Source organism: Armatimonadota bacterium (genome assembly GCA_039679645.1).
Classification (GTDB): Bacteria; Armatimonadota; UBA5829; order UBA5829; family UBA5829; genus UBA5829.
Window position 1 is genome coordinate 88,175 of record JBDKUO010000009.1, and the last position, 14,880, is coordinate 103,054.

The 14,880-nt window shown below is 52.2% G+C and carries 11 protein-coding genes and 1 tRNA gene; 5 read left to right on the forward strand and 7 right to left on the reverse strand.

The window, feature by feature from the left end:
- The 5 genes from ABFD83_01790 to ABFD83_01810 all read left to right on the forward strand — a co-directional run bounded on the left by ABFD83_01790 (window position 1) and on the right by ABFD83_01810 (window position 5,650).
- The gene (locus ABFD83_01790; protein MEN6355797.1) at window positions 1-2,019 is read left to right on the forward strand and encodes a [FeFe] hydrogenase, group A; all 2,019 of its coding nucleotides are present in this window, start codon (window positions 1-3) and stop codon (window positions 2,017-2,019) included.
- A 68-nt stretch (window positions 2,020-2,087) separates the two neighbouring features.
- On the forward strand, window positions 2,088-2,330 hold the full coding sequence (locus ABFD83_01795; protein MEN6355798.1) for a type II toxin-antitoxin system prevent-host-death family antitoxin: 243 nt from the start codon (window positions 2,088-2,090) through the stop codon (window positions 2,328-2,330).
- On the forward strand, window positions 2,327-2,743 hold the full coding sequence (locus tag ABFD83_01800; GenBank protein ID MEN6355799.1) for a type II toxin-antitoxin system VapC family toxin: 417 nt from the start codon (window positions 2,327-2,329) through the stop codon (window positions 2,741-2,743). Before ABFD83_01795 ends, ABFD83_01800 begins: the two co-directional genes overlap by 4 nt.
- A gap of 10 nt (window positions 2,744-2,753) precedes the next feature.
- On the forward strand, window positions 2,754-4,526 hold the full coding sequence (locus ABFD83_01805) for a [Fe-Fe] hydrogenase large subunit C-terminal domain-containing protein (protein ID MEN6355800.1): 1,773 nt from the start codon (window positions 2,754-2,756) through the stop codon (window positions 4,524-4,526).
- Window positions 4,496-5,650, forward strand: coding sequence for a SpoIIE family protein phosphatase (locus ABFD83_01810; GenBank protein MEN6355801.1), 1,155 nt, complete (start codon window positions 4,496-4,498; stop codon window positions 5,648-5,650). The genes ABFD83_01805 and ABFD83_01810 overlap by 31 nt, the downstream gene beginning before the upstream one ends.
- 156 nt (window positions 5,651-5,806) lie before the next feature.
- On the opposite strand, the gene ABFD83_01815 is transcribed toward ABFD83_01810, so the two are convergent.
- The 7 genes from ABFD83_01815 to ABFD83_01845 form a co-directional block, all read right to left on the reverse strand.
- Window positions 5,807-5,881: transfer RNA gene (locus ABFD83_01815), tRNA-Val, on the reverse strand.
- A 64-nt stretch (window positions 5,882-5,945) separates the two neighbouring features.
- Window positions 5,946-7,364, reverse strand: coding sequence for a VanW family protein (locus tag ABFD83_01820; GenBank protein ID MEN6355802.1), 1,419 nt, complete (start codon window positions 7,362-7,364; stop codon window positions 5,946-5,948).
- Between the two features lie 70 nt (window positions 7,365-7,434).
- Window positions 7,435-8,877 (reverse strand): cysteine--tRNA ligase, encoded by a 1,443-nt coding sequence (gene cysS / locus ABFD83_01825; GenBank protein MEN6355803.1) that lies wholly within the window; start codon window positions 8,875-8,877, stop codon window positions 7,435-7,437.
- Window positions 8,858-9,511 (reverse strand): serine O-acetyltransferase EpsC, encoded by a 654-nt coding sequence (gene epsC, locus ABFD83_01830; protein MEN6355804.1) that lies wholly within the window; start codon window positions 9,509-9,511, stop codon window positions 8,858-8,860. The genes cysS and epsC overlap by 20 nt, the downstream gene beginning before the upstream one ends.
- A 442-nt stretch (window positions 9,512-9,953) precedes the next feature.
- Entirely contained in the window at window positions 9,954-10,625 is a 672-nt protein-coding gene (locus ABFD83_01835; GenBank protein ID MEN6355805.1) for a GntR family transcriptional regulator, read from the reverse strand.
- A 267-nt stretch (window positions 10,626-10,892) separates the two neighbouring features.
- Window positions 10,893-14,525 (reverse strand): carboxypeptidase regulatory-like domain-containing protein, encoded by a 3,633-nt coding sequence (locus ABFD83_01840; protein MEN6355806.1) that lies wholly within the window; start codon window positions 14,523-14,525, stop codon window positions 10,893-10,895.
- Between the two features lie 173 nt (window positions 14,526-14,698).
- Window positions 14,699-14,863 carry a hypothetical protein gene (locus ABFD83_01845; GenBank protein ID MEN6355807.1) on the reverse strand — a complete coding sequence of 55 codons (165 nt, stop codon included), beginning with the start codon at window positions 14,861-14,863 and terminating at the stop codon, window positions 14,699-14,701.
- Window positions 14,864-14,880: the final 17 nt, after the last annotated feature.

Sequence of the window (14,880 nt, forward strand, 5' to 3'; positions counted from 1 at the left end):
ATGACAAACGATTTTGTTACTATAGACGGAAGAGAAATTCCTATTGAGGGCGAACGCAATCTCCTGGAAGTGGCGCGCAAGGCCGGTATAGACATTCCGACTTTTTGCTACCACTCGGACTTGAGCGTATACGGCGCATGCAGGTTGTGTCTGGTCGAGCTGGAGGGACGGGGTATCGTCACATCATGCTCCACGGCTCCCGCGCCGGGCATGAAAGTAAAGACCAACACAGAAGAAATTCGTGAGATACGCAAAATCGCAGTCGAGCTGCTGCTGGCAAACCACGACCAGAGCTGCCCGACCTGTCCCAAGAGCGCTTCCTGCCAGCTCCAGAACCTGGCTCGCAGGCTCGGCGTCGAGGAAGTGCGCTATAAGATGACTCATAAGCCGGTGCCGGTAGACCGGACCAGCCCGTCGATTGTCCGTGACCCGAACAAGTGCATTCTCTGCGGCGACTGCGTCCGGGCATGCAATGAGATCCAGAGCATCGGCGCTATTGACTTCGTTGGCCGCGGCTCCAACAGCGCAGTGCTTCCCGCGTTCGGCAAAGACCTGAACCAGGTGGAATGCGTATACTGCGGATTGTGCGCCAGCGTATGCCCGACTGGTGCCCTGACTCCTAAATCCGAAGTCGAAGATGTATGGAAAGACTTGGATAACACTAAAAAGACCGTTGTTGCACAGATTGCTCCGGCGGTGCGGGTCGCCCTTGGCGAGCAGTTCGGACTGGAACCTGGAACGATCACGACGGGCCAGATCGCCGCAGCCCTGAAATCCATGGGATTCGACAAGGTCTACGACACTTCTTTCGCGGCTGACCTGACAGTTGTCGAAGAAGCGACTGAGTTTATAGAACGGAAGACCAAAGGCGAAGACCTGCCGCAGTTCACGAGCTGCTGCCCGAGTTGGGTAAAGTTTGCCGAGCAGTATTACCCGGAACTGCTGCCGAATCTGTCAAGCTGCAGGTCGCCGCAGCAGATGTTTGGTTCGCTCGCCAAAGAAACACTGCCGGGTCAGCTTGGAATTGCGCTGGAAGATCTGGTAGTCGTCTCTATCATGCCGTGCACGGCCAAGAAGTTCGAGGCCAAACGAGCCGAGTTCAAGCATGGCGATGTTCCTGATGTAGACCATGTAATCACCACCCAGGAACTGGCGAGAATGATCGAGGAGAGCGGCCTGAGGTTCAATAAGCTCGAACCTGAGTCGCTGGATATGCCGTTTGGGTTCAAGACCGGCGCCGGGGTTATCTTTGGAGCGACCGGTGGAGTGACTGAGGCCGTGCTGCGGTTCGCAGCAGAAAAACTCAGCGGCACGCAGCTCGGATCTGTCGATTTCAAGGCTGTTCGCGGCAAAGAGGGGATCCGAGAGGCAACAATAAATGTCGGCGACATCGAGTTGAAGCTTGCAGTAGTCCACGGACTTGCAAACGCCAGAAAGATTGCCGAAAAGGTCAAAGCGGGCGAGTGCGACTACGATCTGATCGAAGTCATGACATGCCCCGGCGGGTGCATTGGTGGAGCGGGCCAGCCCATCTCTCGCGATCCGGAGACCAAGAAACTGCGCTCTCGCGGCCTGTATGATTCAGACAAGATGCTGGAGTTCCACAAATCCCAGGAAAACTATATGGTCACAGAGTGCTACTCGAACTGCCTGGGCAAAGTCGGCGGCAAAAAGGCGCATAATCTGCTGCACACAGGATATCGCAGTCGCAAACGAATAAAAGACAGCGACCTCGATCTCTTGAGCGGCACGGACAAAGAGAAACTCTCGATAAGCGTGTGCGCAGGCACAAGCTGCATGGTGCGCGGTTCACAGCAGCTTCTGCGCGAGTTGATCGATGTGATCGAGCAGCGCGGACTACAGAACGCCGTAGACGTGAAAGCGACTTTCTGCTTCGAAGCGTGCGACCGTGGCCCGACTATCTCAGTCGGCGACACCGTGATACATAAGTGCACTATCGAGAAAGCCGTAAAGGCGTTGGACAAGGAACTTGAGCGCTTAATGCAGAAGTGCCAGTGATTGTAGTTTACACCCTATTCGGGATGTGATAGACTAGGATTAGACTAGTCGAATTCAGGAGGATCGATATGGAAACAGTAGGTTCTTATGATGCAAAGACACATCTGCCAGCGCTGCTCGATAGAGTGGCTAAGGGTGAAAAGATAACAATTACGAAGCATGGCGTACCTGTTGCGATGCTTGTGCCGATGGAACGTACCAAACAGGACGTGAGAGCAGCAATTGAAGCGATGAAAGAATTCGGCAAGGGACGTCGTCTGCCCGAGGGGATGTCGATCAGGGACATGATCGAGGAAGGACGAAGATATTGAGACGCTTTGTGCTGGACTCTTCGATAACGATGTCGTGGTATTTCGCCGATGAAGCGCACTCTTATGCAAAGGCCATACTGGAACATATGGACGAATCGGAAGCATTTGTTCCGACTATTTGGCCTATTGAAGTGTGCAACGTTCTGCTTGTCGGCGAAAGACGCGGCAGACAAACTGCCGCAGATGCTGCGCGGTTTCTTGCCGTGCTCAGCGCATTTTCGATTAATGTGGTTGACTTGATTCAATGGGAAACGCTTGAAGAATTGATTGACGTAGCCCGTAGATGCAATCTCTCAGCATACGACGCTTCATATCTTGAACTTGCCATGCGCGAAGGACTGCCTCTGGCAACTCTTGACCAGCGTCTACAGACAGCCGCGGGTGAACTTGGGGTTCAACTCGCCGTAGTATAGAAGGCACATCATGAGCAACGATCCGAACTCAGGACAAGTCGTGTTTACAAATAAGGCGCATTGTCGTGACTGCTATCGATGCCTGCGCGTATGCCCGGTCAAAGCGATCCGCATGGAAAACGGCCAGGCATACGTCGTGCCGGAACGCTGCATCTCATGCGGCACATGCATTCGCGAATGCCCGCAGGGCGCCAAACAGTTCAGGAACGATATAGAACGGGCCTCGCGGATAATCGAGTCATCCGAGGTTGTGGCCGCAAGCGTAGCGCCGTCATTTGCCGCCGTCTTCTCCGAACCGGAGCAGAAACGTCTGGCGTCGGCGCTGCGTAAGCTCGGCTTTTCATACGTCGGCGAGACGGCCATCGGGGCATATCAGGTTGCTCAGGAGACAACCAGGCTCTGTAACTCTCAGCCGGACAAGTCGCATATCTGCACAGCTTGTCCGGCGGTGGTGAGATATGTCGAGCTTTACGAGCCGAACAGGCTTGATGCCCTTACTCCCATTGTCTCTCCGATGATCGCTCATGCGCGCCACATCAAAAGCAAACTCGGCAAAGACGCAAAGGTCATCTTCATAGGGCCATGCGTCGCGAAGAAGGCTGAGGCCGACCGTCCGGAAAACAAAAACATCGTCGACTGCGTTCTCACATTCAGCGAACTGATGGACTGGTTCGAGCGTGAAGGAATATCTCTTTCGATGTGTGAGGAGAGCCACTTTAATGAGGAACCGGAGGGCGACGCGCGCTTCTTCCCTCTCACCGGCGGAAGCATGCGCACAGCCAGCCTAGATACCGATCTTCTGGCTGCGGATGTGGTCTCTGTGACCGGCATCGGCGATATACGTGAAGCCCTCGCCGACTGCGGTTCGGATAGTCTTCCGCAGGTAATCGAGCCTCTGTTCTGCGAACAGGGATGTGTCAATGGCCCTGCCATACCGGCCAAAAGCAGTCTGTTCAGAAGACGCCGCGACGTAATCGAATATGCCACCGACCATCCCGGCCTGCACACACCCGGCGATGAAACCGTACATACAGACCTGACTGCACGGTTCAGACCAAATGCATCTTTTGATGATGAGGTCACCGAAGAGCAGATCCGCGAAGTGCTGGAAAAGACAGGCAAAGCCTCCCCCGAAAATCAGCTCAACTGCGGCGCATGCGGGTATTCATCCTGCAGAGAAAAGGCCGCTGCGGTAGTTCGCGGGATGGCGGAGCTTGAGATGTGTATACCATACATGAAGCGTCTGGCCGAACAGCGCACAGACAAGATCATTGAGACCAGCCCCAACGGCATTGTGATCCTGGACGAGCGGCTATCGATCATCCATATGAACCCGGCGTTCAGGAAGTTCTTCATGTGCTCGGAGGCGGTATTGGGTCGCCCGATATCGTATCTCATGGACCCCGATCCGTTCGAGAAGCTGGCATCAGGGAAGGTGGGACTGATAACGACCATTGTCCGGCACGACCGTTACAATCTCCACTGTCATGAAATACTTTACGCGCTTCCGGAAGAAAAGCAGTATGTCGGGATTTTTGTGGATATAACCGGCAGCAGCGTAAGCAAGGAAAAACTCGACCATCTGCGCGCGCAGACCGTGACCCAGGCGCGTGAACTGCTGGAACATCAGATCAACATGGCTCAGACTATAGCAAAATTCCTCGGCGAGAGCACCGGCCAGGGCGAAGCTCTGCTGGAGAAACTGATAGAGATCGCGGGCGATGAGTCAGGCGAGGGCAAAGGGACCAACGAATGGCTGAAGGATACATACACGTCGAAGTAGATACTCAGCAGGTCTCCAAACGTCCGGGCGACGTCTGCGGGGATGTGGTAGCCTACGAGCGGACGCCATCATCGTGCATGATAGTCGTCAGTGACGGTATGGGGCATGGCATAAAGGCTCATATCGCTGCCCAGATGTGCGTCTCACGCGTGCTGGAACTGCTGCGGCAGGGAATATCGCTCCGCAAGGCGTTCTCGAGCCTGGTAAACACTCTGGAGCAAGCAAAAGGCACCGACCTGCCGTACGCGGTATTTACCGTCGCGCGCATACTCAATGACGGCGTAACCACTGTTCTCTCCTACGAAATGCCGCCCCCCATATTTGTTACACGGCGATACTCACAAGTCCTGCGCCGTCGAACCACCATGGAAGGGCATTCACTGGTCGGTGAGGCAAACTGCCACCTTTCAACTGATGAAGGCATATTGATCGTTACAGACGGTATCACCCAGGCAGGACTGGGCATGGGGCTGCCTAACGGCTGGACTGTCGACGGAACAAGCCAGTATATAAGTGACTGCTTAAGTGCCGGTGCATCGCTAATGGGTGTGCCCGGCTGCGTCTTGAACCGCGCGAGAGAACTGTGGAATGCCGGATTGGGTGACGACTGCACGGTCGCGCTGGCATCGTGCCGAAAAGGGCGCACTGTAAACATCCTTACAGGGCCCCCATCGAATAACAAAAAGGATCATGAAGTTATTCAGCGATTCATGATGATGGATGGAGTCAAAGTCGTATGTGGAGGAACCACGGCGCAGATTGTTGCAAAGGCTTTAGGCAAACCGCTGCTTATGGAGCCCAACCCGCAGAGCATGCTCGCGCCTCCTCGCCATATCATAGATGGGATTGATCTTGTGTCTGAGGGAGCCGTCACCCTTAATCAGGTCTATAACGTACTCGACGAAGACTACAAAGTCTTTGATGAGGAGAGCGGTGTAACTCAGCTTCACCGGTATCTTCGTGAGGCCGACCGCATCAACATAATGCTTGGCGGCGCAATAAACCCTGCCACGACGGACATCAGCTTCCGCCAGAAGGGCATCCTCACGAGGCAAACCATCATCCCCCTGATCGCCGAAAAGCTCAAAGACGCAGGCAAACTCGTAGTTATCGAACGCATCTAGCCGCAGCTCACCCGATTGCTTTTTTTACTGCACACACTGCCCCAGTAGCGGGCTGTATCTTCGCTTGTTCGAAGCTCTCGGATGACCGCTTCGATTCATGATTTATGGTGGATTTTGTGATCTCTTCGGAATCACCGATGTGGACAAAATTGAGAGTGGTGGGCGGTATTGGAATTGAACCAATGACCTCTTCGGTGTCAACGAAGCGTTCTCCCACTGAACTAACCGCCCGGGAGCATCTGAACACTATTATACAAAAGTGGCAGCGAGTTGTAAATAGCTACGCGTGCTGAGTTTATAGATTTGATTCGCCATGCTTAGGCCGCTGCGTGTCACTGACTATCCCGATCGACTTTGCCTGAACCGCATCATCCCCAGTTTGCGCACAGCCCACCGCAATAATCTTTGCCTGAGGCGGATAACGATCATTAGATACGACTTCAGTAATGTCGCGTCCATCAGGCTGGGATATTTTTCTATACACTGTGACTCTCACTCCCCTCGCGCCCTTGTCCGTGACTTTATGAGCGCCCGGCGCCAGGGTAGGATCGGTCACAGTCTCCGCCGGTTTGGGAGGCGAATACTTAACAGGACCAGTATATATCCTCACCGACTTCTTATCCTGCGAAGAGCCGTAAAGGTCAACAGTAATATTTCCCCGGCTGATACTTGTCAGGATGCAGACGGGCGAAGAGTCGGAGTTCTCGAACCTGAAATCGCGCAGACCGTAGGCAACCGTGGCATCGCGCCCCGCGCCTACATAAGGGACTGTCCGCGAGTGTGGATGACGCTCGACAATATGCATCCCCGAAAGCAAAACAGCGTTATACAGGGTAGTCGAAACCTGACAAATTCCGCCGCCAACTCCAGGCTCCAGTTTACCCTTCACAAAGATGGGAGCGTTTCTAAAACCTCTGCCCAAAGCCCTTGGCCCGACCACATCGTTATATGAAAACTCCTGACCCGGCTTGAGGATCACGCCATTTATCGATCTGGCGGCTAATGTAAGGTTATGAGTGCGATCTATCTTGCCCGGGTTAAATGGTGTTGTAAACCGCGCGAGCAGCGTATCGATGCCGCGAGCTTCCTCGGCTGTCACATCCGGTTTATCTGAAACAACCGGCAGTGTGACAACCATTTTATCTGATCTCATTGCATTCGAGATAATGCTGGCGGCACTGCGCTCATCCAGTTCGATCCCGATACTGTCCTGCTCGACCTCCAGATGTCCGGCAATTACTTTGATCCTGGCATCCTTGTGCGGCCTGTTGACTGATTTAGCAACCTTTGCGACAGTCTTCTCTATCTCATTACGATCAAGCGCAATCCAAGCATTAATCCGCTTACCCGCACCGGTCGGAGTCAACACACATATCATGCGGTTTATAATATTGCCCTTTCGACCAACCTCGAAGGCTTTACCGACTGACTCTTTCCATTTTACCTGAGCACCGAAATCGGCAACCGATCCTATCCACCGTAAATCGAGAGCCGCAAGTGTGATTCTCCTATCCGCCCGCTTGGCAGCCCAGGCGCGCATGACTTTCTCCGCTTGAGCGCGACTGAGTCCGGATACACTCACTCCCGATATAGTGACCCCCTTGCAGATGTGGTCACCCGCGCCAAACGACAGCGTTTTTGCAAGCGCCGCCGCAATCGGAATCACGACTATGAGCGCGATAATAATCGCCTTATGACTCGCCCTGAATTTCAATTCAAGCCTCTTAAAAATGGTTCAGGCTGCCGGTGCAATACTGGCAGCATATCTTACTACCACCCAATACCTAGGTCGTTTTGTGCCAGAGTGTCCCGCCGGCAGTGTCCTCCAGAGCGATCCCATGCTCGCTTAGTTGCTTTCTAATCTCATCTGCACGCGCCCAGTTTTTGGACAATCTCGCCTGCTCGCGCTCTTTTATGAGCGCTTCAATGTCGGAATCCACACTTGTAGCCTGCTCTGCAGCTTCGCGCAATTTTAGCCCCAGCACGCGGTCAAAGTCATATAGAGCGTCCAGCACGCCGTATTCCCCACGTTTCTCGGCTTCGCGAATAAGCTCGTTCACTGCAGCCATAGCCTGCGGCATGTTCAGGTCGTCCGTGATGGACTGCTCAAATTTTTCTCTATACTCGGCTACCCATGGCTGCTCCTCGCCGCCGATCTGCTTGGCTCGAGCGACAAAGTCTTTCAGGTTCTGATAGCCCGAGGCTGCCGCATCAAGAGCATCCCAGGTAAACTTCAGCTTGCTGCGGTAATGAGCCGAAAATGACATGAACCGATATGCAAGCGGGTCATAACCCCTATCTATTAACGTTTGGATGCGCAAAAAGTTACCTTCACTCTTACCCATCCTGCGCTCTTCGGCGTCTTCCTCGCCTGCCCGCTTGGTCAGATCGCCGACAATGAGAAATGTCCCATGCAGCCAGTATCGCGCGAACTGCTTGCCTGTGGCGGCTTCACTTTGCGCAATCTCATTCGGATGGTGCACCCAAATGGCATCTTCACCACCTGTGTGAATGTCAAGCGTTTCACCGAGGTATTTCATCGACATAGCAGAGCACTCTATGTGCCACCCCGGAAAACCTATTCCCCACGGCGATTCCCATCGCATAATGTGGTTCTCGAACCGGCCAACGGCCTTAAACCATATCGCGAAATCAGCCGGGTTGCGCTTATCGGGGTCTTCTTGCACTTCCTCGCGCGCACCAGTCACCTTCTCATCGAGAGACTGCCCTGTGAACTTCGTATAATCCGGGAAAGTGGACACATCGAAATAGACAGCCTGAGCGGTCTCATATGCATGCCCACGCTCCAGGAGCTTTTCAACCAGTGCGATCATCTCAGGCACATGCTCAGTCGCCCGGCACTTTACCACCGGGGACTCGATATTAAGCGCTTCGATGTCCTTAAAAAATTGCTCCTCGTAGAAACGGGCTATCTGCCACGGGTCCCTACCCGTCTTTCGCGCCTCTTTCTCCATCTTGTCTTCGCCCATGTCCGCATCCGAGGTCAGATGGCCGACATCAGTGATGTTCATTACATGTTTGACTTCGTAGCCCTCGTATTCAAGAGTGCGGCGCAGTATGTCATTAAATATGTATGTTCGGAGATTACCGATGTGCGCATAGTTATACACAGTGGGCCCGCAGGTATACAACCTCACATTGCCGGGTTCAATAGGCGTAAAATCTTCTTTTTTACGCGTGGCCGTATTAAAGAGTTGCAGAGACATCTTCATCTCCTTTCTCGACTTTTTGAAACTTCTTTTCAAGCTCTTCTATCCTGAGCATCAAGCTCTTGATTATATCCATCTCAGGATCAAGGTCGCGGCCATGAGTGAGCGGCACGCGAACACCATCCTGCATCACGACACGTCCCGGAATACCGACTACGACAGAGTTAGCCGGTACATCTTTGACCACTACTGCGTTAGCACCGACCTGCACGTTATCCCCAAGGGTAATCGCTCCCAAAACCTTAGCACCAGCTCCGATGACTACGTTATTGCCCAGTGTCGGGTGCCGCTTTTTCTTCTCAAGGCTCACACCGCCGAGAGTCACACCATGATAGAGTAGGCAGTTCTCGCCCACCTCGGCAGTCTCACCTATGACCACGCCCATGCCGTGGTCTATAAAGAAGCCTTTCGCAATGGTAGCTCCGGGATGGATCTCGATACCCGTCATAAACCGGTTCGTCTGCGAAACCAGGCGTGCAGCGAACTTGAGCTTATGACGCCAAAAGAAGTTCGCAATCCGATGCCAGAAGATAGCATGCAGACCTGCATAAGTGAGCACCTCCCACGAATTACGCGCGGCAGGGTCGTTTCGGAACACAGCTTTCCAATCGGCTCGGATGTTGTCGAACATATAAGTCTCTGTCGTCTCGCTAAAGAAAAGACCCTTCGCTATTGCGAAAGGCCCAAGTTCACACGATGAGTATAGCATGTCGCTGCCTGTTTAGCAAGAATTTGCTGCGGGTGATCGTTGGGGTGTTTTTCTTCGCAGGCATATGCCCGCAAAGAATCGGAGTTAGTGAAAAAGTACAGAAGTCTTTCATGTCGCCCAGACTTTATGATTAGTAAATATGTAAAAAAGGACAGGCGGAGTCATACCGACTTCACCTGTCCTTGAATGTAGCACAGCCAGTCTGTTACCCAAAAAGCTGAGTATACTTGGTCGCTGCACCTATAAAAATCTGCAGCTTGCACTGATTGCCCGACAATTAGTACTCACACTTGCACTCACACTCACACTCAGTTGCAATTGGTGTACAAGAAGTCGAGAGAGAATCATCGACTATCGCAAGAAATCAGGCAAGCTGCATTTTTATTGGCTGAAGCATGCTTTCATGCATGACACTACATAAATCGGAAAGCACCTGCTCAACATGTTCTCTCGCGCAATCTCTCGCGAGTTTCTCATCACCGGCGATGATGGCATTAACAAGAGCATCATGAATCTCCGGGCAGCACACCGACTGTCTCAGCCAAGTTGTATTGCGAATTGTATTTGTTATAACGCGAGAATTTGCAAACGTCCGACTCAACAATTGTGATCTCGTACACTGCACTATAAAACTATGCAGTTCGCTGTCAGCTTTTAGGCAGCCTTTGGTGCCCTGTGCTATTGCACAGTTCGTAAATACCGTCGCCAAGTCCCTGATCTTTTGGCGCTGCGCATCTGTTGCACGAACCGCGCAAAATCCGGCAGCCATCTGTTCCATGGACGACCTGATCATTATTGCGCATTCTATCTCATCAAATGACCAATCCATAACTTGCGCCCCGCGGTTCGGCTCATTGACGACAAGACCATCATGTTCCAACATACATATCGCTTTGGCGACCGGAATACTGCTTGTATTGAGTTTATGCGCAAGATCACATTGTACCAGCCGCATCCCGGGCTTTAGTTTTCCGCATTCGATCAGATCACGCAGTTGCTGGTAGACATTCTCAGATATGTGTTCTGTTGACTTCATGTTAATTCGACTCAATAAATCATATTAGCAGCCTATCATTATTATCTATACCATGATTACAACTGCATGTCAACTATAAGATGCATTATTTCATTCGTGTTTGTAGTGCTATGTGATGGCTTATTTGCTGTAGCATTCTTGGAGGTTGTCATGCATTCGATGGATAAAAATATGCCGGGCGCACAAAAAAGCAGGTGGGATCAAAATTGATCCCACCTGCTCATTTAGTCAGTGCGGTCACCCGCACTTATTACGTATTAACTTAGCCTACGGAGTCACAGGGTTGAGTGAGTAGCCAAGGCCGGGATATGGAGCATATCCGCCATAGCCGGTGCCTCCAGCATACTCACTATCAACTATCTGGCTTCCTAGAGTATATGCACCCGTACCATTAACTACCTTGAACAGAATACTGTTCAAGCCCTTATGCAGTGTAATGGGACAAGAATTACCGCCGATTAAGTGAGTTGTTTCGGTGCGGAACACTTCTGTGCCACCATTAACATAATACTTCAGCGCGTCATCAGAACCCGACACCAAAACAACACTAGGCGCTTCAGTGTCAGACCAGACATAAATATGCGCGTAGGCAGCGCAGTTGATATTGGTTCCGCCAAGCACTGCATTCAAGTCGAGTTTCTCGTTTGCACTTGTCGCTTTGAACCAGGTCTTGCCGGCAGTTGTCATACCTTCAACCGGGAAGACAGTGGCGCCGATACTCGACTCACCAATGAAGTCTGTATCAAGGTTCGTCACTTTGTCCGTGCCTGCTGTGAACGGACCAAGCACCAGATACTGGATCGGATACTTGTAGGTGCCGGTAAACGGCAGAGCATGCATATTGTCTGAGTCATAGACCCAGTCGGCTCGCTCGTTTCTCATGTAGAGAACGGTTCCGTCCGTATCCTTACTTACACATCCGCGAACTCTGATGTAATCGTCATTGGCAGGCATCGTGAACTCACCGCCGCACAGCACCTTGATCGGCGAGGCGGAGCCGTCACTGATGTTGAAGCTGCTGGTCCCAACGTTGGAAACCTTGCCCCATGTCTTGATGAACAGACCCTGAGACACGCTGTCAGCAGCGGCCTTGTTGTTCATACTAAGTTCGGCAAGTGCCGGACCGTCCGGACATGTTGTGGTTGCCAGACGTGTGATTGCCGTTGCTTCGACATATTTCTCATCGGTACCGGTAGTCGTATAGACTTTACCTGCGACAGAAACCTTGTCGCCGAACTGAATAGTCGTCGGCATGCTGGTCATATGGACCTTGATCCCGGATGTGCGGTCCGCGGTCTCAATGAAGATTGTGTCGGTAGGCACGCCGCCGCCGGGTGTAGCAGTAACTACTGCACTGGGGATGATTGTACCACCACCATCAGGAGTGTTCTTTGCTCCCGGTATAGCGTACGGCTGCGTACCAAGTGTTGTGTCGCGGAGCGCTATCTCACCAATACCAATGTACTGAGTGGTCTTAAGATCGTCACGGTATGCCTGAGGCTGCGTATAAGCATTGCTGCTAGACGCTGTGGCATATACACGCCAGTACCTTGCAGAGGTGCTGGGGAACTTGATGGTATCCGCAGCAGCAGTGTAAGGCATCTTGACCAAGACCTTCATTGTGGCTGTGCCAGTGCCGGCAAGGACAGAGGTTATGCTGCCGGCATTGCTTAGGGCGTTGCTTGTCCAGGATGTAGGATACCCACCAGTACCGGTTGTGGTGCTGTAGAGTGTATTCCATGTCCCTGTCGCCGGATCCTGCCCGTCAGCGAGATAGTCTATACTATAGGATTTAGCATTAGCATATGTCCAATACACAGTGGCTTCGGATAGGCTTCTATCCTGCCCCAAGTCCACTTGAAGGTATGTGGGCATATTCTTAATGAAGTTGGCTGTGGTTTCAGGAGGCGTCTGGAACCAAGTGCTGAAAACGCCATCGGTAGCCTTGCTTGCAGTATATGTTGAATATACGTTGTTTGATGCTGCTGTTGCAAGCAAAGCCCAGTTGAATTTTGCATTGTTGAGCGTAAAGTTAGCCGTAGCAGAGCTTGTCTCGCTGCTAAGGGTCACTGTGCTCGCATCAGTGCCGGCATAGCCTTCTTTCCAGGAGGACACATAATATGTTGTGCTGCCGCTGACTCCACCGACCGACACCTGATAAGTGCCGTCCGAGTTGGTTGTCGTGTAGATGCCGTCAGCGTTATCAATCAGCGGATGATCTGATGTTGACACAGATACCATTGCGCCAGCCACCGGATTGCCATTGGCATCCGTAACGGTGCCGTGGATTCCGTAAGACTGGTTTGTGTCGTATCCTGTGTCGAATGCCAAAAGTTGGTCAGCCCATCCGGCATAGAGTGTGCCGTCGTCAGCCAATGCAAGGCTGCCGGGGATAGGAACATTATATGAGCCTATTGGACGGTTTGTGCCACAGGATATGTTATATCCATTCGGCTGGATATAGTTGGAGATGTTTGCGTTATAAGCCCAGAGAATCTTTGGATGATCTCCAAGGTCCTCAACGCAGTATACATGACCTTTTCCAGCAGCCACATAAACGATCTTATGGCTGCTGTTGCTGATAACAACAGCATTGGACATATCAGCGCCCAGTTCGCCGGGCATGTCCAGGGTCCACTTGATTGTGGCGGAAGTGCCGTTATCTGTTACTGCGACCAGTCTGCCGCTGGGATTATATCTCACTCTGGAACCCTGATTGTTTGTCGGGATCGGGTCTATGGCGGAACCGGTAACATACAGGGTTCCGTCCGCGCCGACAGCCGGTGAGAACATACAACTGGTGGGAAGATCGATCTGCCAATTAGCTACACCGGTGAGCGGGCTGAATGAAGTCAGCTCCTTGCATGCATGGTCGGTAGCTGAGCCATTGTTATACCACTGGTCGAAACCGGCAATATACATTTTAGTTCCGTCATTGGACATGACCGGCTGGCTTCTATGGAAGCCGAATGTTTTTTGCCAAAGGAGTGTAGGTTGTACACCAGTGCCGTTGTCGGCAAGGGCCATAAAGCTCTTGTGCGGGATGTAATTCGGGCTGGTAATGGTCGTCCAATCGTAAATCCATCCACCGCCCCTGAAGATCACGTTCTTGGTCGTGCCGCTTACATCCATCGGAATGACAAGGCACGTTCCGGTTTCGGGTCCTACACCACTTTCCAAAGTGGGCTGGAAGTTTCCGCCACTATCTTGGGAATCTCCATAGCCCCAGTCTCGGGCCATGGTGGTCGGATTAATTGCCTGAACCATTCCACTCAGGTCGCCGTATGAGCTAAAGGCTGTGGTGACATAAATTTCGCCATTGGCTGCAACTGTAGGAGTACAGGCTGCATATCTGTTCCAGGAGTTTGGTTTGAGAGCGCAGTTTATAGACCACGCAGAAGCTCCTGAAGCCGGATTTATGTCATGCATAAAAAGGTTGGTCCCGTTTCCGGATGCATCAAACCCGGGTCCAGCCAGGTAGCTATAGTTGCTGTTTGTGCCAGTGACAGCAGGGCCGCCCAGCATGGCGTCGTAATTGTTGTCGCCCGGTTTACAGAGGGTAGGTATGCTAGTGTTCCACTGCAATACACCTGATGAGTTAAACTTGGCAAGTGACCAGGGCCTAGAACAGCTCACAACCACGTTTCCGTCAGGATCAACGATGATTCCGCACTTGGCGACGTCCGACCAGGCGGTCGTTGAGCAAGCCGAATCTATGGTGAGTGTGCGCTGCCATTTCAATACTGGCTTTGCGATTGTTGTGGCCGGGCTGCGTCCGCTGTTGTAAGCATCACGCTGGAATCTCGGCCAGTTAGCCGTCGGTATCTGTGCTATCGCTGCCAGCGATAATGCCAAAACACCGATCAAGACTAATACTGCAATCCATCTTGTCTTTTGCATTACTTTCTCTCCTTTTTATAGTGACGTTTTTGGCAAGAATGATTAAGCACAATTGATGTGCTTATACTTGACTAGTTGATAATTTTCTGAGCGGCTATTCCGGGATTGGGATATTTCTTCACGGGGTCCGCCCTTCCTTTATGTCCCCTCCTTCTCGGTTGCGAGGGGGCTTTCTATGAAGCCCTCAACGCGAAATCTGCCGAGAAGCCTACCGCCCCGCATCGCGAGGCGGCGTCTTCTCTGTGCTTTATGGCCACTATATCTTCAAATCTGCAGCCTGCCTTAGGCAATTCATACTCACACTTGCACTCACACTCACACTTTACTGCAATCGGCATACTTGACACCGGGAGAG

What these genes read in the sequence shown, in the direction of transcription:
- ABFD83_01805 (MEN6355800.1), top strand. Translation starts at nt 2,754, where the DNA reads ATGAGCAACGATCCGAACTCAGGACAAGTCGTGTTTACAAATAAGGCG.
- cysS (MEN6355803.1), bottom strand. Translation starts at nt 8,877, where the DNA reads ATGTCTCTGCAACTCTTTAATACGGCCACGCGTAAAAAAGAAGATTTT.
- ABFD83_01835 (MEN6355805.1), bottom strand. Translation starts at nt 10,625, where the DNA reads ATGAAGTCAACAGAACACATATCTGAGAATGTCTACCAGCAACTGCGT.
- ABFD83_01810 (MEN6355801.1), top strand. Translation starts at nt 4,496, where the DNA reads ATGGCTGAAGGATACATACACGTCGAAGTAGATACTCAGCAGGTCTCC.
- ABFD83_01840 (MEN6355806.1), bottom strand. Translation starts at nt 14,525, where the DNA reads ATGCAAAAGACAAGATGGATTGCAGTATTAGTCTTGATCGGTGTTTTG.
- ABFD83_01845 (MEN6355807.1), bottom strand. Translation starts at nt 14,863, where the DNA reads ATGCCGATTGCAGTAAAGTGTGAGTGTGAGTGCAAGTGTGAGTATGAA.
- ABFD83_01790 (MEN6355797.1), top strand. Translation starts at nt 1, where the DNA reads ATGACAAACGATTTTGTTACTATAGACGGAAGAGAAATTCCTATTGAG.
- epsC (MEN6355804.1), bottom strand. Translation starts at nt 9,511, where the DNA reads ATGTTCGACAACATCCGAGCCGATTGGAAAGCTGTGTTCCGAAACGAC.
- ABFD83_01795 (MEN6355798.1), top strand. Translation starts at nt 2,088, where the DNA reads ATGGAAACAGTAGGTTCTTATGATGCAAAGACACATCTGCCAGCGCTG.